This window comes from Pararhizobium gei, from assembly GCF_029223885.1.
Lineage (GTDB): Bacteria > Pseudomonadota > Alphaproteobacteria > Rhizobiales > Rhizobiaceae > Pararhizobium > Pararhizobium gei.
In genome coordinates this window covers 733,305-756,955 of the sequence record NZ_CP119409.1, presented here as the reverse complement: position 1 = coordinate 756,955, position 23,651 = coordinate 733,305, and the positions used below count along the sequence as shown (strand labels likewise).

Here is a 23,651-nt window from a genome sequence, read left to right as displayed (position 1 = left end):
AAGGGCGGCTCAAGAACCGCCCTTTCAGCTTCATAGCGTGGCCAAAGGATCAGGGTATCAACCCCAGCACTTGTCCGTGCCGGTCTTGACGTCGATCGATTCGACGCCGGCAGCCGGCTTGTCGGTGATGAGAGCAACACCCGTATCGAAGAAGTCCTTGCCTTCGGTCGGCTTCGGCTTTGTACCGTCCTTGGCGAACTGGGCGATCGCTTCGATGCCGAGCGATGCCATCAGCAAGGGATACTGTTGTGACGTGGCGCCGATGACGCCTTCTGCGACCGACTTGACACCCGGGCAACCGCCGTCAACCGATACGATCAGGACGTCTTTTTCCTTGCCGACAGCCTTCAGCGCTTCATAGGCGCCGACAGCAGCCGGTTCGTTGATCGTGTGAATGACATTGATATCCGGATCCTTCTGGAGAAGGTTCTCCATGGCCGTGCGGCCACCTTCTTCATTGCCGTTGGTCACGTCGTGACCGACGATGCGCGGATCGTCTTCATCGCCGATCTTGTTCGGGTCCTTCGGGTCGATGCCGAAGCCGATCATGAAGCCCTGATCGCGCAGGACGTCGACGGTCGGCTGCGAAGGCACGAGATCGAGGAAGCCGATCTTGGCATCCTTGGCCTTGTCGCCGAGCGTCGCAGCGGCCCAGGCGCCGATCAGCTTGCCGGCCTGAAGATTATCCGTTGCAAACGTCGCGTCGGCAGAGCCGGGCGGATCGAGCGGGGTATCAAGCGCTATGACCAGCAAACCGGCATCCTGTGCCTTCTTGACCTGGTCAACGATAGCCTTGGTGTCGGATGCGGCGATCAGAATACCCTTGGCACCATCGGCAATGCAGGACTCGACCGCTGCAACCTGGCTATCATGGTCGCCATCGACCTTGCCGGCATAAGCCTTCAGCTCAATGCCGAGTTCCTTTGCCTTGGCTTCAGCGCCTTCCTTCATCTTGACGAAAAAGGGGTTGGTATCGGTCTTGGTGATCAGGCAAGCCGAAATATCGGCGGCCTGAGCAGGTGTGGAAAATACGACGCCAAGCGCCAGCGCGCCGAGAGCGGCGGAAACAATAGTCTTCTTCATGAAATCCTCCCAAGGATTGACAACCGGGGCCGGGATCTCCAGCCCGCCAGGCCTCGCCATCGCAACGTCTCCTCGTTCCGACTGGCGCTTCCAAAATTAAAAGAGCATCAATCGGCACAGTCTGTCAATAAATAAATCAAATTGAATTATTAAAAATATGTGGCATGTTCTGATGATAAAACATGCATAGGCCTCACCTGTAGGCACTATCGCGAAGCGGGAGCCGACGCAGATCCAAAGAAGACGGCGTCGGTGGGAGGAACCAATGGTACAAGATGCCGAGACCGCCAATGTCGCGGCCGGCCTGGATATCGTCGATCCCGGCGGCGGCGCAAACCTTCCCCGGGTCAGGGCTTACAACGAGCGGCTGGTCATGTCGCTCGTTCGACGGCATGGCAGCCTTTCAAAGGCGGATATCGCGCGACGCTCGGGACTTTCAGCCCAGACTGTTTCGGTCATCATGCGTTCGCTGGAGAAGGACGAGCTGCTGATCCGGGGGGAGCCGGTGCGCGGGAGGGTCGGTCAGCCCTCGATACCGATGCGTCTCAATCCGGATGCGGTCTATTCCTACGGCGTCAAGATCGGCCGACGCAGCTGCGATCTCGTGCTGATGGATTTCGTCGGTACGATCCGCCTCCAGCTGCACCGGACCCATGCCTATCCGATGCCGCAGGATATCCTGGCGTTTATCATCGAAGGCATTGAACAGATCGAGACGCTTTTGACGCAAGACCAGCAGAAGCGGGTTGCTGGCGTTGGTATTGCGACCCCGTTCCAGCTCTGGAGCTGGGCGGGAGAGACAGGCGCGCCGAAGGCCGAGATGGAGACATGGCGGGATTTCGACCTGCGCGAGGCGGTTGCCTCCCGGACCCAGCATCCGGTGTTTCTTCGAAACGATGCCACCAGCGCCTGCGGTGCAGAGCTGATCTTCGGCGTCGGTGCGTCCTATCCCGATTTTGTCTATTTCTATATCGGCTCCTTTATCGGTGGTGGCGTCGTTCTCAACTCCACGCTGTTTTCCGGACGCACGGGCACCGCGGGCGCTGTCGGACCGCTGCAGGTCTCCGACAAGAACGGCAAACCGCAACAATTGCTGAAGATCGCCTCGATTTTCGTGCTCGAAAACCTGTTGCGAGAACGGGGCATCGATCCTCAGCCGCTCTGGTATTCGGCCGACGAGTGGATCGATTTCGGCGCGCCGCTGGAAAGTTGGATACAGCTGACGGCAGCAGCCCTTGCCCAGGCGATTGTTTCGGCAGCCTCGATCATCGATTTTGGCGCTGCGGTTATCGACGGCGGCTTCCCAAACTGGGTGCGCGCGCGCATCGTCGCCGCCATTCGCAAGGCGGCGGGCGAACTCGATCTCGAAGGCGTCGTCATGCCGGAGATCATCGAAGGGGCGGTCGGGGCACAGGCCCGCGCTATCGGCGGCGCCTCGCTGCCGCTTTTTTCCCGCTATCTCATCGACACCAATGTCCTCTTCAAGGAAGCCTCGTGATGCTTAAAGGTCTCAATCCCCTGCTCGGTCCGGAACTTCTCGCGACGTTGCGCGCCATGGGGCACGGCGACGAAATTGCCCTGGTCGATGGGAACTATCCCGGCCTGGAACACGGTCGCCGGCTGGTCCGCCTCGACGGACATCATCTGATCCCCGTCCTCGACGCGATCTTGAGCGTCATGCCGATTGACGACTTCGTCCCGGAGGCGATTTTCCGCGCCACAGTCAAGCAGGACCGGGACGCCCTTGATCCTGTGCATCAGGAGATCATTGAATGCTGCGGCCGGCATGAACCCGGCCGGCAGGTGGTGCCGCTTCTCGGCGTGGATTTCTATCCAAGGGTCCGGGCAGCGCACACCGTCATCCAGACAAGCGAACCGCGGCTCTATGGCAATGTCATCCTGCGCAAGGGCGTTGTCTATCCCTGACATCTTCCGCGTTTCATCAAAAAATAAGCCCGCCGATCTCCTGACCGGCGGGCTTATTGGATGAGGCAATTGCAAAATCAGGCGCGCTTGGCATCGACCGAGAGAGCACCGGCGCCGAAGGTGGCGACGAAGAGGAAGCCGCCCGCCATGGCGAGGTTCTTCATGAAATGGATGTCGTTTCCGGCAACCGAGAAATCACCATGCCCGATGAATGCCGTGGCGACGCAGAACAGCGCCAGAATGTAGGCGGCGGGACGGGTAAAAAAACCGACCAGGATGGCGATGCCGCCGAGCACTTCAACAGCGGTGACGAGGATCGCCGTGATCATCGGCAGCGGCAGCCCCATGCTGCCGAAATAACCGGCGGTGCCGCCAAGTCCGGTGAGCTTGCCGTAGCCGGCAACGATGAAAATGATCGATAGGAGAATACGTGCGACGAGGAGGACTGCGTTCTGCTGCATGGGAAAGCTCCGGTTGGGTTCGTTGTTGGCGGCATGTGTAACAGCACCCACAGATTCATCCAGCCCATGGGCATGAAACAGATTGTTCACATTTAAAAGACGCAGCGGCAAGATCGTCAACACGGCGCACTTCACGTGGCAATGGGCAATCAAACACAGCCTTCGGGCACGTCATCGGCATGCGGCAGGGGTTCTGGCCTCATGCGTTTTTAGTTGCAACATCCGGGAGACTGCGAGAAGAGTTTAAGTGGGGTAGCAGAGTTGCGACGGGGAAGCGGTATGGGTGAAATCAACAAAAGTCCTGCCTTCTGGCGTTCTTTTCCCATTTTCGAAGATTTCGACAAGGAAACGCTGGCCGCGGTGGCCGGGCTTGCAACCTACAGGAAATGGACGGCCGGCACGGTCATCTTTCAGCGAGGCGACGAAGGCAACTATATGATCGCCGTGCTGTCGGGGCGCATCAAGCTGTCGCTGATCACGCCACAGGGCCGCGAATTGCTTTTGCGCCATATCGAAGCCGGCGCTCTGTTCGGTGAAATGGCCATCCTCGACGACCAGCCGCGCTCCGCCGACGCGACGGCAATTACCGCGATAGAGGGCTATGTCATCGGCAAGAAGGCCTTTCTCGATTTCATAACCCATACGCCGAATGCTGCCGAATCGATTATCCGCTATCTCTGCTCGCAACTGCGCGACACGACCGACCGGTTGGAAACCATCGCGCTCTACGACTTGAACGCCCGCGTCGCACGCTTCTTTCTGGCGACGCTCAGGCAGATCCATGGTAACGAACTGCCCGACAGCGCCAATCTTCGGCTGACGCTCAGCCAGTCGGACATTGCCGGCATTCTTGGCGCCAGCCGCCCGAAGGTCAACCGGGCAATCCAGGCTCTTGACGAATGTGGAGCGATCCGGCGCGCCGACGGCGTCATCACCTGCCATATCGGCCGGCTGCAGAAAATTGCGGAACCTGAAGAGGAGTAGGCTTTGAAGGGCTTTCGCCTGTCCCGGATCAGGCCGGTCTTTGCCGGGGCATTGGCAAGCGTCCTCAGCGCCTTGCTTCTGTTTGTCTATGCAGGAGGGGCGCTGGAAACACAGCGCGAACTTTTCTTCGATTCGCTGACACAACTGGTGGCAGCGCCGCAATCCTCCGAGATCGTCGTGGTCGATGTCGACCGGGCGTCCGTGCAGCAGACGGCGGGCAAAAACTGGGATCGAGCCGCGATGGCCGATCTTCTGACCCGGCTCGCAACTGCGGGCGCCAAAGCTGTCGCCGTGGACTTCATTTTCAGCACGGCCTGCGACGCCTCCGATCCTGGCAATGCCGCGCTGACGAAAGCGATTTCCGGCGTTCCTGCGGTGCTCGGCTTTTTGATTGCCGACGGCGGCGCAGAACATCCGGCACCCGTGCCACCTCTCGCCGTGCGCCGCCCTGTTGCGATCCCTGACTTATGGTTCATAGACGGTGCCGAAGCTTCCTGTGCATTCCTGCAGCAGGCCTCGCGATCCGCCGCTGCAGCCTTTCTGGTCGGTGACGAAGACGCCAGAATCCGGCGGGTCCAGGTTTTTTCGATCATCGGCAACGACGCCTATCCAGCGCTCGGCATCGAAGCTGCGCGCATGGCGATGGGTGCACGCACGCCCGTGCTCGGCGGAGAACCGGCTTGGCTCCGACTGGAAAACCAGTTGATCGAGCTCGACGAGGACGGCAGCATGCGTTTTGCCGCAAGCCCGGACACCATCATCGCCGCCCGTACGGTGACGGCGGGCGAAGTCATGTCGGGAACCGTTCTCCCCGAGCGCTTCCGGGACAAGACCGTGCTGATCGGCAGCAGCCTGCCCAATCTTGGCGGGTTGCGTTCGACAGCTTCGATGCCGCTCGAACCTTCAGTGCAGATCCACGCCGACATTGCCAACGCCGTCCTGACCGGTTTCATTCCCAACCGGGATACGCGATTGCCGCTTTATGAAGCGGCGCTCGCCTTGCTCGGGGGGCTTCTGGTGGCGTTGATCGCCACGCGTCTGCGTCCGGTCACGGCGGCCCTGCTCGGGCTTCTGGCGATTTCCGCGACAGTGGCGGCGGCGGCGGCAATCTACGCAACCTCGGCTTTGCTGCTCGATGCGGTCAGCATCAGCATTGCCATCGTCTTCGTGCTGAGCGTGACCAGCGTTCTGCAGTTCGCCCGGGTCCGGCGAGCAGAATCGGCGGCGCGCAGCAAATTCTCGCAATATCTGCCGCAATCTGTGGTCGCCCGCTATATCGACAACCCGGACGACGAACGGGTGGCCGGCGAGGAACGGCCGGTGACGGCGCTGTTCACGGATATCGAGGGTTTTTCGACCCTTTCGCAGAAGCTGACGCCGCGCGAACTCGTGACACTGCTCGACACTTACTATGCCGAGGTCAACGGCCTTGTCGCCACCCATGGGGGCATGGTGGACAAGGTGGTGGGAGACGCCGTGCATGCCTTCTTTAATGCGCCGGAGGATCTGGACGACCATGTCAACAAGGCGATCGGCTGTGCCGAGGAAATCCGCGCCCTGACGGAAGAAATGCGGCGGCGGGCGGGCTTCATCGAGCACCAGTTCGGCCGCACCCGCATCGGCATCGAAACCGGCATTGCCGTGCTCGGCGAGGTCGGTGCCGGCGGCAAGCTCGACTACACCGCCCACGGAGACGCGATCAATCTTGCCGCGCGGCTTCAGGAGGCCAACAAATTTCTCGGCACCGCCATCTGCATCGGCCCCGAAGCCGCTGTCCAAAGCGGCCGCCCCCTGCGGTCACTCGGCATGCACGAAATCCGCGGCTTCGGCGAAATGGAACTGTTCACCACCGAACCATAACCTCAATACGGCGATTCTTCAGCGCGAGATCAGCGCGACAGGCCAACGCTCGCATAGGCTTCGGCGATACGTGCTTCTTTCCAGACGACGGTTTCGTTCGGGGCATCGCCGGGTTTGGCAATTTCGATCCCCTCGCCTGCGCCGACCAGCCGCTGAACGCCGCCGCCTTCCACCGACACCTGGCCATGCTCGACGAAGACGGCGAAAACGCCGCGGTTTGGCCCGGCGAAGAACTTTGTTCCGCGCACACCGATCATACCGAAGGTGGTGCGCAGTGCGAGATCGATCCTGGGCAAGCCCTCGGGCCTGTCGAAAACCATCTGGCCGGTACCCAACTCCATGGTGCCGCCCTGGCTGGCGATGAAGCTGTCGATCAGAAGCTCGGTCTTGCTGCCGAGCAACAGTCGGGTATCGTCAAGCTGAAGGTCCGCGAAGCTATCTGCGCCCGTCAGGACATAGTCCTCGGTCATGATCGGCCCGCCCTTTTCCAGACCTTGCTCTTTCGTCGCCCGCCTGACATTGGCTTTTCCGCGAATATCAGCCGCTTTTCCGATAACCGGGCTTGCCCGTGAGGGTATGGCCGTAAACCCGCTCAAGACGAGGGCGCCGCCGGCGATGAATGCCCGCCGCCCGAAGAAGGCGCGTTGCATAGGCATCAGATTTCCAGTCATGCACTTGCTCCATTTATTGAGGTCCGATGCCGAGGCACCATGTGACCCGCAGGCGAGGCCCGGCACTGTCTCTCTATCTATTCTCTCGGCCGCATCGACTGCTGTACCCGGCGGAACAGCTGCCGGCTGGCACCTCCCGTAAGTTGGCACAAACACGATGGAGAACGCCATGAAAAACGCCATGAACAGACGCATTTCGCTGATCAACGCCGCGCTGCTTGCGGCGGTCAGCCTGCTGTCGATCGCCGCGATTGCCATTCCCCAGGCCCGCGCCTCGGCCATGCTGCCCGCCGACCAATGCGATGCGGAGGCCGGCAGCGAGCATGACCTGCAGCGCAATCTCTCTTTTCGTCCTGTCGCGACGGAAGATCTGCGCATCGGGCTCGCCCTGTCTGCGTGTCGCGAAGCCTTCAATCAGGGCAGTGGCGCTCGCCAGACCTTTCAGCTTGCCCGCGTGCTCCATGCCGCCGGCCAGCAGTCGCAAGCCTTCACGATGCTCAAAAAAGCGTCCGAAGACGGGCATGCGGCTGCGATGGTAAACTATGCCGTGATGCTCGGCGAGCGGGGAGAGCCGGAGGCTGAGTTCCAGCTTTACCAGAAGGCTGCTGCCGCAGGAAACATTCTGGCCGCCTATAATCTTGGCGTTGCCTATCGCGACGGCGTCGGCACCGTGGCGGATGGAGCATTGGCCGCCCAATGGTTCGAGCGGGCATCCGCTGCCCAGGATCATCTCGGTGCGTTCAATCTTGCCGTCATGCTGGACGAAGGCGTCCAGATCCCGGAAGACAATACAAAGGCGGCCCGGTTTTACCGGCTGGCTGCCGATCGCGGCAATGTGGATGCAATGATCAATCTCGGCCTGATGCTGGAAAAGGGCGAAGGTGTAAAGGCCGACCCGGCTGCCGCCGGCGCTCTGTTTTCCAAGGCTGCCGAAAAAGGCGACGAGTATGCACTTTCAAAGTTGGCTGCGCCGCAGATCGACATTGCAACGACGGCAGACATCGAACCAGGCGAACAGGCATCCCTGACTGTCGTCAAGTCAGGCAGGATGGAATGAGAACACCTTTTCCCAGGAATGGCACGCGCCCCTTGCATGCGGCCACGCTGCGTGCCTCCGGCGGACGGCGCCCTCCATCCACCGACTGTACCAGAGGCATCGCAACCGTAACCATCCGCGGACACCTGTGCGTCAGCGGATCTCTCCGGCCTGCGGTCCCCATGTATCCGTCAGTGCAAACCCATCGGCAAGCGGATCGAAAGGGTCAAGCGCGACCTGGTGCAGACCGAACGTCCAGCCGCGTCCTGAAATGGTGGGAATGATCGCCGGGCGGCCCGCAACCTCGGTGACGCTCTCCAGCCCGACCTCGAACTCTGACCCGATGATCGACCGGGATTTGAAGACATCGCCCACCTTGGCCAGGCCGCGCGCATGCAGCGTTGCGAGATTGGCAGAACTGCCGGTGCCGCAGGGCGACCGATCAACGCGACCGGGCCACATGGTCGTGCAGGTGCGGACCGTTCCGTCGGCCTCGGTGTCGCGGAACATGACATAGGCGACCCCCTTGATCTCCGGAATTTCCGGATGCACGACCGGGATCGTGCGGTTGACGAGATCCTTCAGCATCATGCCGGCTTCGACGATCTTGCGGGCATTGGCCTTGTCGATCGTGGTGCCGATCTGCGCGACATCGACCAGCGCGTAAAAGACACCGCCATAGCAGAGGTCCATCTTGATCCGGCCCCATTCCGGCGTATCCACCTCGACATCCAGTTCATGAACGAAGGAGGGGACCATGGTCAGCTTCACCCGTTCGCAACGCCCGTCGCGGCAGGTAGCCGTCGCCTTGACGAGGCCGGCAGCGGTATCGAGCATCACCACCGTTTCCGGCTCCTTCATCTCGACAATGCCGGATTCCAGAAGTGCCGTCGTGACGCAGATCGAATTCGACCCCGACATTGCGTGCGCCTGATCGGCCTGCAGGATGATAAAGCCGGCATCGGCCTCAGGACGCTTCGCGGGCAAGAGCAGATTGACCGAGCCTATCGACCCGGATCGCGGCTCAAGGCAGAGGAAGCGGCGCAGGCTGTCATCGACGGTGTTAATATGGTGCAACTGCTCGGCGATGGAGTTGCCCGGAATCTTCGGCACGCCGCCGATCGCGACCTTGCCAATCTCGCCCTCGCAATGAACATCCAGCAACTGGATCGTGCGCTTCCATCTCATCCGCATACTCCGAAGTTTATCAAGCCGATTTTCGTGCTTCTGGATCCCTTGGCCGATGCCTGATATCCCAGCTAACGCATGCTGCCTAGATACGCGTATGCGGAGACCGTCGATTATGTGCCTTGACGTCCGGGGCATCGAAAGTCAGCTTGCGGCCCGCGCCGATCAATCCTTTTACAGAGACGCTCGCATGACGAAGCTCGTTATTTTCACAGACCTGCATATGGTGCCGGAAGGCAAGACGATCATTGGGATCGATCCCTTCCAACGGCTTTCCGCTGGCATCGCCCATGTCAACCGGTACCATGCCGATGCGGATCGCGTCATCGTCACCGGCGATCTCACGCACAGGGCGGACAGCGCTTCCTACAGGCGGCTGAAAGGCCTGCTGGACGAGCTTGTTCCGCCGCTTGCCATCACGATCGGCAATCATGACCGGCGCGACACGTTCCTTCAGATTTTTTCCAACGCCGTCACGGACGAGGACGGTTTCGTCCAGCAGGTCATCGACTTTCCCGATTGCCGCGTCGTCCTGCTCGATACGCTGTTTGCTCCGCCATACGATTATCCCCGCAGTCATGCCGGCTTTCTCTGCGCCCGGCGTCTCGCCTGGCTCGACCGCCAGCTTGAAACCGCCGGCGATCTGCCGGTGCTTCTGTTCATGCATCATCCGCCGCACGCCACGGGATTTTCCGGTATGGACATGATCCGCCTGACCAACGAGGTGGAATTCTACGATGTCGTCAAACGCCGGGGCAATGTGCTCCATATTTTCGCCGGCCATGTGCATCGGACGATTTCCGGATCCAGCCGCGGCATCGGCTTCTCCGTCTTCAAGAGCCCGGTCCATCAGCAACCCATGCCCTTCGATACGCCGGACACCTCCCTGTCTGTCGATGAACCCGCAGCCTATGGCATTGCCGTCATGACGGACACGGGCATTCTCGTGCATACGGAAGATTATGAGATTGCGGTGCGCGAAGCGGTGGTGGCGTGACGACCCGGGCGATCAAGCAGACGGCTAGGGTCAGGAAGGCATGGAAAACCGCTGAAATAAGAACTCGTGCATTTCCATCCCGACACCGCACAGTGCTTTGACAGTCAAAGCCCGCTACGGTATTAAATTTTGCAAATGATGCGCAGTCGGCAGTGACCGTTGTGGCGTCACCGGTCGTCAACGTGGTGAAAAATTGTCTATAAAAGAAAAGCTGAGCCTGATCGAGGGCGCGCACATTTTTCGATCGAATGTTGAAACGGATCATCGCGGATCGCTTTCGGCGTTCGTTTTCGCAGACGAGTCGAATGTCATTTCACAATTTAACATTGTGCGATCAAAAGGGTTGGTTCTGCGTGGCGTCCATGCGCACTCCCTTTACGATGAATATTACATCGCGCTGACAGGTACGATCCATTTTGCTCTCATGGACGCCAGAAAGACATCGCCGACGTTTGGCGCAAAAGTCGAATTTACCAGTTTCGCCCGTGACATGATCGGTTTCCGGGTGCCTGCCGGCGTCGCGCATGGCGCTCTTTTCCTGGAAGATGGCGAACTCGGATATGGTTTGTCGCATGTCTGGGATGGCGCAGGGGAATTCGAATGCCGATGGGACGACCCTGAAATGGGCTTCGACTGGCCGATAAAGGACCCTATCCTGTCAGAGCGCGATGCGGCTTCCGGCACCTACTCCGCCTTGGTGGAAATGCTGAACCAACGGATGTAACCGCGCATGTCGGAACCCTACGCGTCAGTCATTATTCCTACCCATGATCGTGCCGCCACACTCGATGTGACGTTGCGCTCCATGTGCGGGCAAACGATCCGGGACATCGAGGTTATCGTCGCCATGGACGGCGCCACGGACGCAGTCAAAGCAGTCGCCTATCAGGCGGCGGCGGAAGACAGCCGCATCCGGGTCCTGGATTTTCCGAAAGCCTCTGGACGTGGAAGCGAAAATCGGGGCCTTGCAGTCAGGGCTGCGCAATCGGAAAAAATATTCTATTCCGACGACGATGACCTCTGGTTGCCCAACCACGTGGAAAAACTGGGTCGGGCGCTCGATAACTGTGAGGTCGCCTATTCACCGACTTTGTCCGCCTCAATTTCCGGCACCGTGCATCTCGGATTTGTGGACTACATGATACCGGACAATCGGGAACGACTGACACGGGGAGAACTGAGGCTCGTATTCGACACGAGCCTTGCCCATCGTCGCTCAACCTATTTTGACGTGGGCGATCCCTGGGCGCACGATACCGACAAAGTTGTCGCCAATCTGATGTCAGCGCTTTCCTCGCCTGGAAACGTCCGGTGGCATGCGGTTGGAACGCCGACCGCTCTTTCGATCCATGGAGCAACGCGTCGCCGCTTCACACCGGCCCAACGACGTGCCGAGCTTGAAGACTGGACCATCCGCCTGGCATCATCAACGCCGGAAAGCCTTGTTGAGGCAGCCCGTGTAGAGTGGTACGTCATGCGATGCCTAACCAAGTTCAGGGACAGGAGCTTCGCCGGCATTGACGACTTCCTGCCTGCAATTGGCATTCCGGCGCATGCGGACGATCCGGAGCAAGCCATAGATTTCACGGATGACCAGTGTCATGCTGCATCCATCACGATAGATCTTCACAACAAGAAGGCAGTTCGATCAGAGCGACTTATCGAAATGCTTCCCTATCTGTTGGACCCGATTCTGGGCTCGACCTTACATATCTCGCAAATTGAAACTGATCTCGTGGAATCCCTCGGGCTGCCGGAAACTCTGGACCTCGTGGGATCGGTGCGCGCAACTCATCCTTATTACAACGAACTACAGAAGCTGATGAAATCATCCCTGCTTCGAAAATCCGGCCGGCACGACGAGACGAGGCAGTCTTTGGATATCCGGCACGATGCACCCGTTTATTTCCAAGCGGAAATCTATACGGCCGATGGCGTGGCTGCAGAAGCACTTAAGCAAACGAATGACGCGATAGACAGTGCCCTAAAGGCCCTTTCCGGTGATGGAAGTTATCTGCCCGCGCATCTTCTCCTCATTCGCTGCCTTGCCAGGAACAAGGATTTTCCTGCGGCAAAATCGGCGGCAGAGGCGGTGTTTGCTCTCTCCCCGAAATCCGATATCGTCGATTACGTCAAGAGAATACTCGGCTAAAACCGCGTGTAGCTCCACAACTGACCTGCGCGCTCCAGCTGAGACGTGACCAACCGGCAAAGCCAGCGGAATAGGCGAACTAAAGCCCCATTCCGCCTGCCTCCTATTCCATGCTACATTTCCCCATGACCCTCGCCGTTCCCACAGAAGATTTTGACTGCCAGACCTGCGGCGCCTGCTGCAGCTACTCTAAGGACTGGCCGCGGTTTTCGCTGGAAACGGACGAGGATCTGGATCGCATTCCGGCCCAATACGTCTCCACGGACCTTGGAGGCATGCGGTGCGAGGATAATCGCTGTTCAGCACTTTCCGGTACGCTCGGCGTCCATGTCGGCTGCCAAATTTACGCGGTGCGGCCGCTTGTCTGCCGCACCTGCATGCCCGGTGACGACGAATGCCTCATAGCGCGGCAGGCATTGTCGCAGAAGGCCCTACTCTGATCCCGGATCATCCGGCAATATTTCAACGAGACTGCATAGTATGCGGCATAAACTGTATTATCTGGCGAAATATACGGCCTTCCACCTGTTTTACCGGATAGTCATCCGGACATCTCCATCCTATTTTGCGCTTATGAATTCCGGTTCACCGCCTGTGTGCCTGACCGCTTCCAAAAGGGACGATTTCGATGAGCAAGCCGCAACAGATCGCCGATACCCTCCCACTCCCGTTTGAACGCTTCGCGCCGCCGATTGCCGAGCCGACGGCGCTTCGCCGCGCCATCACCGCAGCTTACCGGCGGCCCGAGACGGAATGCCTGCCGCCGCTGGTCGAAGCCGCCACCCTGCCCGACGCGATACGGGCCCGTGCCAAAGCAACGGCCCGCACCCTCATCACCGCGCTGCGCGCCAAGCACAGGGGCTCCGGGGTCGAAGGTCTGGTGCATGAATACTCCCTGTCGAGCCAGGAGGGCGTGGCGCTGATGTGCTTGGCCGAGGCGCTGCTGCGCATTCCGGACACGGCGACGCGTGACGCACTGATCCGCGACAAGATCGCCGATGGCGACTGGCGCTCGCATCTGGGTGGCGGCCGCTCGCTTTTCGTCAATGCGGCCACCTGGGGCCTCGTCGTCACGGGCAAGCTGACCGCGACCGTCAACGATCGCGGTCTTTCGGCGGCCTTGACCCGGTTGATCGCGCGCGCCGGAGAACCGGTGATACGCCGCGGCGTCGATATGGCCATGCGAATGATGGGCGAGCAGTTCGTCACCGGCGAAACCATCGACGAGGCGCTGAAGCGCTCGAGATCGCTGGAGGCTCGCGGCTTCCGCTATTCCTACGACATGCTGGGGGAAGCAGCGACAACGGCGGCTGACGCGAAGCGCTATTATGCCGATTATGAAAACGCCATCCATGCCATCGGCAAGGCATCGGCGGGCCGCGGCATCTATGAAGGTCCCGGCATTTCGATCAAGCTGTCGGCGCTGCACCCGCGCTATGTCCGCGCCCAGTCTGCCCGCGTCATGACCGAACTGCTGCCCAAGGTGAAGGCTCTGGCGCTGATCGCCAAGAGCTACGATATCGGCCTGAACATCGACGCCGAGGAGGCCGACAGGCTGGAGCTGTCGCTGGACCTTCTGGAAGCGCTGCGCGTCGATCCGGACCTGTCCGGCTGGAACGGCGTCGGCTTCGTTGTTCAGGCCTATGGCAAGCGCTGCCCCTTCGTGCTCGATTTCATCATCGATCTTGCCCGCCGTTCGAACCACCGGATGATGGTCCGCCTCGTCAAAGGCGCCTATTGGGACGCCGAGATCAAGCGCGCCCAGATCGATGGTCTCGATGGCTTTCCGGTCTATACGCGCAAGATCTACACCGACGTCTCCTACGCTGCCTGCGCCCGCAAGCTTCTGGAAGCGAAGGATGTGATCTTCCCGCAGTTCGCGACCCACAACGCCCAGTCACTGGCGGCGATCTACGAGATGGCCGGTCCCGATTTCAAGGTCGGCGACTACGAGTTCCAGTGCCTGCACGGCATGGGCGAACCGCTTTACGACGAAGTCGTCGGCAAGGACAATCTCGACCGCCCCTGCCGCATCTATGCGCCGGTCGGGACGCATGAAACGCTGCTGGCCTATCTCGTGCGCCGGCTGCTTGAAAACGGCGCCAATTCCTCCTTCGTCAACCGCATCGCCGATCCGGCAGTCTCCGTGGACGAACTGATCGCCGATCCCGTCGATATCGTTCGCGCCATGCCCGTGATGGGTGCGCAGCACGAACAGATCAAGCTGCCATCCGACCTTTATGCCGGCCGCACCAATTCGGCCGGGATCGACCTTTCGAACGAAGCCTCGCTGGCCATGCTGTCGGATGCGCTGAAGGCGAGCGCGGAAAACGACTGGCAGGCGGCTCCCCAGCTCGGAAACCAGACAATCCGCGGGGATGCCCGCGCCGTGCTCAACCCCGGCGACCACCGCGACCGGGTCGGCACCGTAATAGAAACAACGGAAGACGACGCCTGCCGCGCCGTGAAGATCGCTCTTGCCGAAGGCGCGCAGTGGAGCGCTGTTCTTCCCCCGGAGCGGGCGCTATGCCTGCTTCGTGCCGCGGACCTGATGCAGCAGCGGATGCCAGCACTGCTGGGCCTGATTATGCGCGAAGCCGGCAAGTCGCTGCCGAACGCGATTGCGGAGGTGCGCGAGGCAATCGACTTTCTGCGCTATTACGCCGAACAGGCCGGCCGTACGCTCGGCCCTGCTCACCATGCGCTCGGGCCGATCGTCTGCATCAGCCCCTGGAATTTCCCGCTGGCGATCTTCACCGGCCAGATCGCGGCCGCTCTCGTCGCCGGCAATCCGGTTCTGGCCAAGCCGGCCGAGGAGACGCCGCTGATTGCCGCCGAAGGTGTGCGCATTCTCCATGAAGCCGGCGTTCCGGCCGAAGCCCTGCAGATCCTTCCGGGCGATGGGCGCGTCGGGGCGGCGCTTGTGGGGTCCAAGGATATTGCCGGTGTCATGTTCACGGGTTCCACCGAGGTCGCCCGGCTGATCCAGAGCCAGCTGGCGGATCGTCTGTCGCTGTCCGGAAAGCCGATACCGCTGATTGCCGAAACCGGCGGCCAGAACGCCATGATCGTCGACAGCTCGGCTCTTGCCGAACAGGTGGTGGCCGATGTCATCGCTTCGGCCTTCGACAGTGCCGGACAGCGCTGCTCGGCGCTGCGCGTGCTGTGCCTGCAGAACGACGTGGCCGACCGTGTTCTGTCCATGTTGAAAGGCGCGCTGCATGAACTCGATATCGGCCGCACCGACCGCCTCGCTGTCGATGTCGGCCCGGTGATTACGGCGGAAGCCAGGGGCATCATCGAAGGTCATGTCGCAACGATGCGCGAAATTGGCGCCAAGGTCGAGCAGATCGCCCTTTCGCCCGCTACCGCAGAGGGCACGTTCGTGCCGCCGACCATCATCGAACTCAGCCGGCTTTCCGATCTGAAACGGGAAGTCTTCGGCCCCGTCCTGCATGTGCTGCGCTACGAGCGCGACGAACTCGACCGGCTGATCGACGACATCAACGCGACGGGCTATGGGCTGACCTTCGGTTTGCACACGCGCCTCGACGAGACCATTGCCCATGTCACGAGCCGCGTGAAAGCTGGCAATCTCTACGTCAACCGCAACATCATCGGCGCGGTGGTCGGCGTGCAGCCCTTTGGCGGTCGCGGGCTTTCCGGCACCGGGCCGAAAGCGGGAGGGCCGCTTTATCTTGGCCGCCTTGTTGCAAAGCCGCCGGTGCCGCCACAGCATAGTTCGGTACACACGGATCCGGCACTCTCCGATTTCGCCCGGTGGCTCGACGAAAAGGGCCTCAAGGCGGAAGCTCAGGCCGCCCGTGAGACCGGCGGGCAATCGGCGCTCGGGCTGATGACCGAGCTTGCCGGTCCGGTCGGCGAGCGCAATCTCTACGCGCTGCATCCGCGCGGCCGTATCCTGCTGGTGCCTGAGACCGAAACGGGCCTCTACCGTCAGCTGTCGGCCGTGCTTGCCACCGGCAATTTCGCCGTCATCGATGGCGCGTCCGGCTTTTGTGCCGCCCTTTCGGCGCTGCCGGCGACGGTTGCTGCGCGTCTGTCCTTCACCAGCGACTGGACGACGGATGCGCCCTTCGCCGGCGCGCTGATCGAGGGGGATGGCGAGCGGATACGCGCAGTCAATACAACGATCTCGGCCCTGCCCGGTCCCCTTGTTCTCGTTCAGGCGGCATCGCCCGGGGAGCTTGCCCGAAATCCCGACGTTTATTGCCTCAACTGGCTGCTGGAGGAAGTCTCCACCAGCATCAACACTGCGGCAGCCGGCGGCAATGCAAGCCTGATGTCGATTGGATGAGACACTGTTCGCGGGACGTGAATGTCCGGTCTGCCGCTTCTGACACCCTATAAAGCGGGGATGGAGAGCCCCGCTCTCCCCTTCGTGTGAAGCTTTCCGATTTCAGTGGTGTCTCTCTGCCGGCTTGCCGCTGTCGATCGCATCCTTGAGGATCGGCAGTCGGCGACAATGGGGTTCCCTGCTCGATGCTTCCCTGCAATAACGCGATCATGTTTACGCTTCAGCGCCTCGAAACCCATAGCCAGGACATCAAGAGGAGCCGCTTTCAGGCGCTCTGCGGCTCCGTTTCCAATGAGGACGAAGCCAGGGGCTTCATCGCCCGCCATTCCGACCCGACCGCAAGCCACAATTGCTGGGCCTTCCGCATCGGCCAGGTCTACCGTTTCAGCGACGACGGCGAGCCCGGCGGCACGGCGGGAAAGCCGATCCTGCAGGCGATCGACGGCCAGTTGCTGGATCATGTCGTGGCACTCGTCATCCGCTGGTTCGGCGGAACGCTTCTCGGCAGCGGCGGGCTGATGCGCGCCTATGGCGGCACGGTTGCCATGTGCCTTCGGGCAGCAGAGAAAATCGAGATCGTCGATACGATCTCCGGCACCGTTGCCTGCCACTTTTCCGACCTCGCCTTGATCAAGGCGCGGCTTCCGGCTTTCGGCATTGCCATCGCATCGGAAAGCTTCACCGAAACAGGCGCGCATCTTTCGCTGCTGATCCCGAGAATGCTGGCGGTCGATGCGGCGGCCCTGGTGCTGGACCTCAGCCGCGGCCGGGCGACGCTTGTTGTGGACGACTGATACCAAGGATCGATGATAGGAACCTACCGACTTACCGGGCGTTCGATCTATCGGACATCATGGACAGCCATAGCGACCGAGCGGGATGCAACAGAGATGAATGACCCTTTCAACCTCCAACGTTTCGTCGATGCGCAGGAAGCGATCTACGACATCGTCCTTGCCGAACTGATGGACGGCCACAAGCGAAGCCACTGGATGTGGTTCATCTTTCCGCAGATTGCGGGGCTTGGTTCCTCTCCAACGGCGGTTCGCTACGCCATCTCCACGCTTGCCGAGGCGCGGGCCTATCTTGCCCATCCCCTGCTCGGCCCCCGCCTTCTACGCTGCACCCAGACCCTCAATGCACACACCGGCCGCACTGCCCGCGAGATCTTCGGCTCGCCCGACGACATGAAGCTGCGGTCATCGATGACACTGTTCCGGGAGGTTGCGGAGGATTCCAGACCGTTTCAGACGGTGATCGACGACTATTTTGCGGGGCAGCCAGATGATAAAACGCTGGCTGCCTTGGCGAGCTTTAGTATTAAATAGTCAAAACAGCGATATTAGATCGCCCAACATTTTGACACCTTACAGTAACTTGACAGCTCAAAATTGAACTTCAGAGCTGAGAAAGCGGTGTTTTTCTGACTAAACTCAATTTTTATTTTTGTATTCATCGTACAAATCTGAGTATTTAGCGTAAGCCTCCGGAGATTTTTGCCAAAGCTCCTTGTAAATCGGCATAAAGCGATCGCCACCGCCGTTTGCTAGCATCCGGGCATGCAGTGGTTTAGGTCCATGAAAATGAACGATTCTTGCATCGTCGCTTATGCCCCAAAACGGCTTCCAATTCATGGTCAACGGCAAATGGTCGTAAGACCCATAAAAAAACTTATTAAAGCTCTGTTGGTCGTGGGCTGGATAGCGGAAATCTCCACGCAATCTACTTTTTATCTGCTCAAGAAACGGCGCACGTACTTCACGCATGCCATTCACGTTCATGACTAGGACCCCACTACTAAAATATGTAAGCTTTTTCTGATCGAACTCAGGTGCCGCAGCGATCAAATTTGGCTTAATATCTTCGGGTGGAGCTAAAAAAATTACATCATTATCTGTATAAAGTATATATTCATCCTCTTCCTCTAATACCGGCAAATCAATTCGTAACCAATGTCCAGAGAAAGTATCATACTCTTTCCCATACGCGAATCTAAGATCATCTTCGAAGGTTGAGCGATGACGGATTACTTTTATCCCCATATTCTCAAGTTCAGAAATGTGTGATGCGTCTTCTCCCGAGTAAACGCAATGCGGTACAAGATCAGTATTGGCACGCGCAGAGTTCACCGCGGCTCGAATCATCTCAACCGAGCTTTTGAAGCCTTTTTCATTTATGCACAAATACCACTTTCGCACTGAACTTATTCCATCTGTTGTTGCAAGATTTTCGCATTAGTAGCGCATGATAGCTCTAAAGCATATCACTTGACTCGCCAAGTGCGACGATAAGTGAACATTGAAGATTTCGACCAGTTGCGCAGCTCAGCGAAAAACGAGGGAACGGTCCAATTTAGGAGCTTGCAAGCATGATAATCTCGCAACCGCTAACAAACATGTTCAACAACCGCTACTGCATTTTCCTAACAAGCTCACGAAAATGGTGCACCCGGAGCGATTCGAACGCCCGACCCCCAGATTCGTAGTCTGGTGCTCTATCCAGCTGAGCTACGGGTGCGGCGCAAAGCGGCGATAACTGCTTGCGTGGCGATCCTCTAAAACGTCCGACCCGGGAATGCAAGCGAATTTCAGGAAAAAGATCTTTTTTTGCAGTTTTATTGAGATAGAGCTTTGATTTATTTTATGAATCACGCGTCATGGCGCCTCAACCATCTCTGATGGGAAGCCCCGTGAGCTAGTCCTTTTGGGTACGGGGTCTGGCGCGGAAGGCGTCGAGCGGCACGGGGCGGTCCGGCAGTTCGATGCGGAACTGGGTTCCGGGTCCCGGCTTCTCCACGAGAGCAATCGTGCCGCCATGGGCAAGCACCAGCTCGCGGGCAATCGCCAGTCCAAGCCCGGTGCCGCCGGAGCGGGCAGAGCCGCGGAAGGCCGCAAAGAGGTTTTCCCGCGCCTTTGACGGCATGCCCGGGCCGGTGTCATCCACCGTCAGGCTGACGACGCTGCCGGTGCGTATCGCGGATACAGTGACGATCCGCGCCGATGCGTCTTCGCCGGGATCGTTCATCAGCGCCTGTACGGCGTTGCGGCAAATATTGTGGACGACGCGGAACAACTGTTCGCTGTCGGCATCCACCTGCAGTTCCTCTGGAACCTGGATGCGAAAATCGACGCCGGAAGCGGGATCGATCGCCAGCATCTCCGCGACATCGCCGACCAGCGGCCGTAGCGCCAGAAACCGGCGATGCGGTTCGGGTTCGGTCGTGCGGCCATAGGACAGCACCTCAGTGGTGTAACCGACGGCACGGTCGATGGTGCGCAACAGCGTCGGGGCGAAACGCTTGACGATCGGATCGTCTACATCGGCAAGCCGGTCCGAGATGAGCTGGGCCGACGACAGTATGTTGCGCATGTCATGATTGATCTTTGAGACGGCAAGCCCGAGATCGGCAAGATTTTTCTGTTGCTTCAAGGTTTTCTGTAGCTGTTGTTGCATGGCTGCCAGATGCCGGCCGGCGACGGAAAGTTCATCATTTCCCGGCGGCGGCATCATGATGCGGGCGGGATCGGCAGGATCGGCGGCAAATTCCTGCATATTGGCGGTCATGCGGCGCATCGGCGCGATCATCAGCCGGCGGATCGAGAGGAAGATCAGCACGGCCGTGGACAGCGATATCGCAAGCGACAGGAAAAACATGTTGCGGGAATAGGTCAGCATTGCCTTGCGCAGGCTGGCATCCTCCATCACCACCTCGATAATGGCTGAATGACCGTCGCCCACCGGGCCGTAGATACGGACGACCTTGTCGCCACCAAACAGCAGTGTATCGAAAGCATCCCGGATCGCGGCGATCGGCGACATGGCGGCGACATCGTATTGCGCATCAACCTGCGGCGGCATGTCTTCCGCAGCGATCAGCCGTGATTCGTCCTTGCGCCTCAGCACGATGGCCTTGGTGCCGGTTGCCATCAGCGTATCCTGCTGCACCATGCGCGACAGTTGCACATCCTCAAGCCCGTCCACCACCACGCCTGCGGCCGCTGCGGTGTTGAGCCGGTCCTCAAGCCAGCGGATGCGCATGCTCGCCACCGAGGGCACGAAGATCAGGATTTCGGCAAGCATGACGAAAGCGACGGTCAGCAGCAGCAGTCGGCCAGACAGCCCATGCAGAAACCCGATTTTCGGCGAAGGCGTCTTTCGGCCGGCGGCATCATCCGGATTTGCAACAATGTCGGTCGTCATGGTTCTTGCGCCTTTGCCAGACGACCGAAGATTTCGTGTCGCGGAAGAACGGTTCTCTGCCCGACACATCATAGAGGAGGACGGCGCATTTTCCAATCGCCGCCTGCAACGGGCAGAGCCTGTGCTGGGGCGGATGTCCGAGGCCCGACACCTGCATTTCCCGGTGCCGGAAAAAAGGAAGCCCGCGCCGGACATCGTTCCAGCGCGGGCTCACTTGAAACATCAAACAGCCCGGATCAGAATTCTTCCCAGTTGTCCTTTGCTGTCGCCGCCGAGGATGCGGCGGATGAGCCGCCGAAGGCGCGGGCGACATTGCCGAGCATTTTACGCGCCGGCGAGGCGACAGGACGGGCCGTCTCGCGCACCAGGGAAACGGGCCGCATCGGTGCTGCATCGGCGTCCAGCTTGAAGTGCGAGATCAGCCGGGCGAGACTGTCTGCTTCCGCGGACAGCTTGTGGGTGGCAGCATTGGCTTCCTCCACCATGGCGGCGTTCTGCTGCGTCACCTGGTCCATCTGGTTGATGGCGGTGGAGACCTCGCCAAGGCCGGTCGATTGCTCTTTGGCCGCGGTTGCGATCGAATGGATATGGTCGTTGATCTTCAGCACGCGTGTTTCGATCTGTCCGAGCGCCTGGCCGGTTTCCTGCACCAGCTTGACGCCGGTCGCGACCTCGGTACCCGATTTTGCGATCAGTCCCTTGATATCCTTCGCAGCACTGGCAGCGCGCTGGGCAAGTTCGCGCACTTCCTGCGCGACGACGGCAAAGCCCTTGCCCGCATCCCCGGCCCGCGCGGCCTCGACGCCGGCATTGAGGGCGAGCAGATTGGTCTGAAAGGCGATCTCGTCGATCACGTTGGTGATCTGGCCGATCTCCCTCGATGCCTGCTCGATCCGGCCCATCGCCTCTACGGCGTTGCGCACGACGGCACCGGACTGCGCAGCGCTCTGCTTGGCCTCGGTGACCATGACCGTCGCTTCCTGGGCGCGATCGGTCGACTGGCGCACGGCAACCGTGATCTCGTCCAGTGCTGCTGACGTCTCCTCGAGCGCGGCCGCCTGCTGCTCCGTGCGCTTGGACAGATCGTCGGCGGCACTGCGCAATTCGCTGGAATTGCCGTTGATCGAATCCGTGGTGACGCTGACCTCGCGCAGGGTCTTCTGCAGGGTGAACAGCGTTTCGTTGACGTTCTGCTGCAGTTCGGCAAAAGCGCCCTGGAAGGTGCCGTTCATACTTTGCGTCAGGTCCCCTCCGGAAAGGCTCGCGATTACCCGCCGGGTCTCGCCGATGCCGCTGTCGACGCTGCCGACAAGTTCGTTGACACTGGCCGCGAACCGGTTCAGGCCGTCGTCGCCATAGTCCTTGTCGATGCGGCGCGTGAAATCGCCGGCGGCGGCGGCGGCCACAACCGTCGCGATGCTGGCCTGCAGCTCGGCGCTTTTTTCGCGCAAGACGGTCTCATGCGCATTGAGATCGCGCACCACAAGGCCATTGCGCTTGAAGACTTCCACAGCGTCGGCCATCTCGCCGATTTCGTCCTTGCGAGCCGCAAAGGGCACGTCAGTTGTCAGATCGCCGTCCGCAAGCCGCTTCATCGCTCCTGTGAGTGTCAGGATAGGCTGGCTTAGCTGCCGGGTGCCGATGTAAAAGGCCGTGCCGATACCGGCGACAAGCCCCAGGCCTGCCGTCAGAAGAACCATCAGGATCATGCGACTTTCAATGGCGCTCACCTCGGCCTTGATAGTATCCAGCGCCTGCCGGTCGGCTTCCACGATGGCATCGATTTCGGCCTGGAAAGCCTTGCGGTTGGCGCGGTTCAGGTCGTTGTTGCCCTGTGCGTTGGCGTCCTGTGGCGAGACCTCCTGGCTCAGTCGCGCCGTCTCCGTGCGAAAGGTGCGGAACTCCGCAGCACGGGCGACGACCGCGTCGAATGCCGAGAGTTGTTCTTGTGGAACGAGGGTTTTCCAGTTGGCCAGAAGGTCGTCCATCTTATCGAGATTCTTGTGCAGCCCCTCAGCGAAGGGCTGTGCCTTTTCGCTCGTCGGTGCCGCATAGATCCCGCGGGCTTCCATGACGACGGCCGTCACCAGCCGGTTCAGCCGCTCGCCGTTGAAGGCTCGGTCGGAAACATTGTCGAACTCGACGAGCTTGCGGTTGTATTGATTGACGACGGTCAATGCTATTGCTGTCACAGCCAGCGTGATCAGGCTCATCACACCGACAATGAGATAGATCTTGCCCCGAATTTTCATGCAACGTCTCCGAAAAATGCCTTTAAACGCGACTTGTAAAAGACGGTATGGCTGTTGGTTACGGAGACGATAGATTGGCCTTGGTTAATGAAGCGATGCCAATAACGATAAATTTCAGCAGATCTTTACAAGCTGCGCTGTCTCAAGCGCGGCAGTGCCTCAATTGCGGGCACGTCGGAATGAACTGGTTTTGGGGCTTTTCGCCGCAGCAATTGACTTTTGCGCGCGTTTTCACCTATAAGCCGCGCACGTCCCGACAGGTCCCCCTGCCCTGTGCAATGCCGTGTCCGGAACGTAACGCTCCCTTGCTAAGAAGCAAACCCAAGAAGGGCCGCACACCGCGGTATTAAAATAAATGACGAAGCGTACCTACCAACCGTCCAAGCTTGTTCGCAAGCGCCGTCACGGCTTCCGTGCACGTATCGCCACCAAGGGTGGCCGCAAGGTTATCGTTGCCCGCCGGGCACGTGGCCGCAAGCGTCTGTCGGCTTAAGCCGGCTCGGCCCGAAGAAAGACCGCGGGC

20 protein-coding genes, 1 tRNA gene and 1 pseudogene are annotated in these 23,651 nt (G+C 59.9%); 14 read left to right on the top strand and 8 right to left on the bottom strand.

What is annotated here, in order from left to right:
• Nucleotides 1-57: 57 nt before the first annotated feature.
• Nucleotides 58-1,083 (bottom strand): sugar ABC transporter substrate-binding protein, encoded by a 1,026-nt coding sequence (locus PY308_RS03540; RefSeq protein ID WP_275788167.1) that lies wholly within the window; start codon nt 1,081-1,083, stop codon nt 58-60.
• 265 nt (nt 1,084-1,348) lie between these two features.
• On the opposite strand from PY308_RS03540, the gene PY308_RS03535 reads away from it, so the two are divergent.
• Nucleotides 1,349-2,581, top strand: coding sequence for an ROK family transcriptional regulator (locus tag PY308_RS03535; protein WP_275788165.1), 1,233 nt, complete (start codon nt 1,349-1,351; stop codon nt 2,579-2,581).
• Complete coding sequence (locus PY308_RS03530; protein WP_275788163.1) at nt 2,581-3,009, top strand: RbsD/FucU family protein; 429 nt, start codon at nt 2,581-2,583, stop codon at nt 3,007-3,009. Before PY308_RS03535 ends, PY308_RS03530 begins: the two co-directional genes overlap by 1 nt.
• A gap of 77 nt (nt 3,010-3,086) precedes the next feature.
• Here the strand turns inward: PY308_RS03530 and PY308_RS03525 are convergent, their stop codons facing one another.
• Entirely contained in the window at nt 3,087-3,470 is a 384-nt protein-coding gene (locus PY308_RS03525) for a DoxX family protein (RefSeq protein WP_275788161.1), read from the bottom strand.
• Between the two features lie 279 nt (nt 3,471-3,749).
• On the opposite strand from PY308_RS03525, the gene PY308_RS03520 reads away from it, so the two are divergent.
• Both PY308_RS03520 and PY308_RS03515 read left to right on the top strand, forming a co-directional pair.
• On the top strand, nt 3,750-4,454 hold the full coding sequence (locus PY308_RS03520) for a Crp/Fnr family transcriptional regulator (protein ID WP_275788158.1): 705 nt from the start codon (nt 3,750-3,752) through the stop codon (nt 4,452-4,454).
• 3 nt (nt 4,455-4,457) lie between these two features.
• Nucleotides 4,458-6,314: a CHASE2 domain-containing protein gene (locus tag PY308_RS03515; RefSeq protein ID WP_275788155.1), complete on the top strand. Its 1,857-nt coding sequence runs from the start codon at nt 4,458-4,460 to the stop codon at nt 6,312-6,314.
• Nucleotides 6,315-6,343: 29 nt separating this feature from the next.
• Here the strand turns inward: PY308_RS03515 and PY308_RS03510 are convergent, their stop codons facing one another.
• Nucleotides 6,344-6,964 carry a FecR family protein gene (locus PY308_RS03510; protein WP_434064235.1) on the bottom strand — a complete coding sequence of 207 codons (621 nt, stop codon included), beginning with the start codon at nt 6,962-6,964 and terminating at the stop codon, nt 6,344-6,346.
• A 190-nt stretch (nt 6,965-7,154) separates the two neighbouring features.
• On the opposite strand from PY308_RS03510, the gene PY308_RS03505 reads away from it, so the two are divergent.
• Nucleotides 7,155-8,042 carry a tetratricopeptide repeat protein gene (locus PY308_RS03505; protein ID WP_275788150.1) on the top strand — a complete coding sequence of 296 codons (888 nt, stop codon included), beginning with the start codon at nt 7,155-7,157 and terminating at the stop codon, nt 8,040-8,042.
• A gap of 132 nt (nt 8,043-8,174) precedes the next feature.
• Here PY308_RS03505 and PY308_RS03500 read toward each other — a convergent pair whose 3' ends face one another.
• Nucleotides 8,175-9,209 carry a proline racemase family protein gene (locus PY308_RS03500; protein ID WP_275788146.1) on the bottom strand — a complete coding sequence of 345 codons (1,035 nt, stop codon included), beginning with the start codon at nt 9,207-9,209 and terminating at the stop codon, nt 8,175-8,177.
• Between the two features lie 190 nt (nt 9,210-9,399).
• Between PY308_RS03500 and spdA the strand changes: the two genes are divergently transcribed.
• The 8 genes and pseudogenes from spdA to PY308_RS03465 all read left to right on the top strand — a co-directional run bounded on the left by spdA (nt 9,400) and on the right by PY308_RS03465 (nt 18,004).
• A complete protein-coding gene (gene spdA, locus PY308_RS03495; protein WP_275788145.1) occupies nt 9,400-10,206 on the top strand; it encodes a 2', 3'cyclic nucleotide phosphodiesterase SpdA in 807 nt (268 codons plus the stop codon).
• A gap of 193 nt (nt 10,207-10,399) precedes the next feature.
• A complete protein-coding gene (locus PY308_RS03490; RefSeq protein WP_275788142.1) occupies nt 10,400-10,930 on the top strand; it encodes a dTDP-4-dehydrorhamnose 3,5-epimerase family protein in 531 nt (176 codons plus the stop codon).
• 6 nt (nt 10,931-10,936) lie between these two features.
• A pseudogene (locus PY308_RS22930) lies at nt 10,937-11,227 on the top strand (glycosyltransferase family 2 protein); the annotation flags it as partial.
• 15 nt (nt 11,228-11,242) lie between these two features.
• Nucleotides 11,243-12,358: a hypothetical protein gene (locus PY308_RS03485; protein WP_275788140.1), complete on the top strand. Its 1,116-nt coding sequence runs from the start codon at nt 11,243-11,245 to the stop codon at nt 12,356-12,358.
• 125 nt (nt 12,359-12,483) lie between these two features.
• Nucleotides 12,484-12,798 (top strand): YkgJ family cysteine cluster protein, encoded by a 315-nt coding sequence (locus PY308_RS03480; protein ID WP_275788137.1) that lies wholly within the window; start codon nt 12,484-12,486, stop codon nt 12,796-12,798.
• Between the two features lie 188 nt (nt 12,799-12,986).
• Complete coding sequence (putA, locus tag PY308_RS03475; RefSeq protein ID WP_275788134.1) at nt 12,987-16,676, top strand: trifunctional transcriptional regulator/proline dehydrogenase/L-glutamate gamma-semialdehyde dehydrogenase; 3,690 nt, start codon at nt 12,987-12,989, stop codon at nt 16,674-16,676.
• 209 nt (nt 16,677-16,885) lie between these two features.
• Nucleotides 16,886-17,470: an IMPACT family protein gene (locus PY308_RS03470; protein WP_275788131.1), complete on the top strand. Its 585-nt coding sequence runs from the start codon at nt 16,886-16,888 to the stop codon at nt 17,468-17,470.
• Nucleotides 17,471-17,566: 96 nt separating this feature from the next.
• On the top strand, nt 17,567-18,004 hold the full coding sequence (locus PY308_RS03465; protein WP_275788129.1) for a DUF1810 domain-containing protein: 438 nt from the start codon (nt 17,567-17,569) through the stop codon (nt 18,002-18,004).
• Between the two features lie 105 nt (nt 18,005-18,109).
• Here the strand turns inward: PY308_RS03465 and PY308_RS03460 are convergent, their stop codons facing one another.
• From PY308_RS03460 to PY308_RS03445, 4 genes are all read right to left on the bottom strand, one after another.
• Complete coding sequence (locus tag PY308_RS03460; protein ID WP_275788126.1) at nt 18,110-18,874, bottom strand: glycosyltransferase family protein; 765 nt, start codon at nt 18,872-18,874, stop codon at nt 18,110-18,112.
• A gap of 242 nt (nt 18,875-19,116) precedes the next feature.
• Nucleotides 19,117-19,193 (bottom strand) — tRNA-Arg (locus tag PY308_RS03455).
• Between the two features lie 177 nt (nt 19,194-19,370).
• Nucleotides 19,371-20,876, bottom strand: a complete 1,506-nt coding sequence (locus PY308_RS03450; protein WP_275788123.1) for a sensor histidine kinase — start codon at nt 20,874-20,876, stop codon at nt 19,371-19,373.
• Between the two features lie 236 nt (nt 20,877-21,112).
• Nucleotides 21,113-23,128, bottom strand: coding sequence for a methyl-accepting chemotaxis protein (locus PY308_RS03445; protein ID WP_275788121.1), 2,016 nt, complete (start codon nt 23,126-23,128; stop codon nt 21,113-21,115).
• Between the two features lie 355 nt (nt 23,129-23,483).
• Here PY308_RS03445 and rpmH point away from each other — a divergent pair, with 355 nt between their 5' ends.
• Nucleotides 23,484-23,621 (top strand): 50S ribosomal protein L34, encoded by a 138-nt coding sequence (rpmH, locus tag PY308_RS03440; RefSeq protein WP_037104763.1) that lies wholly within the window; start codon nt 23,484-23,486, stop codon nt 23,619-23,621.
• Nucleotides 23,622-23,651 lie beyond the last annotated feature (30 nt).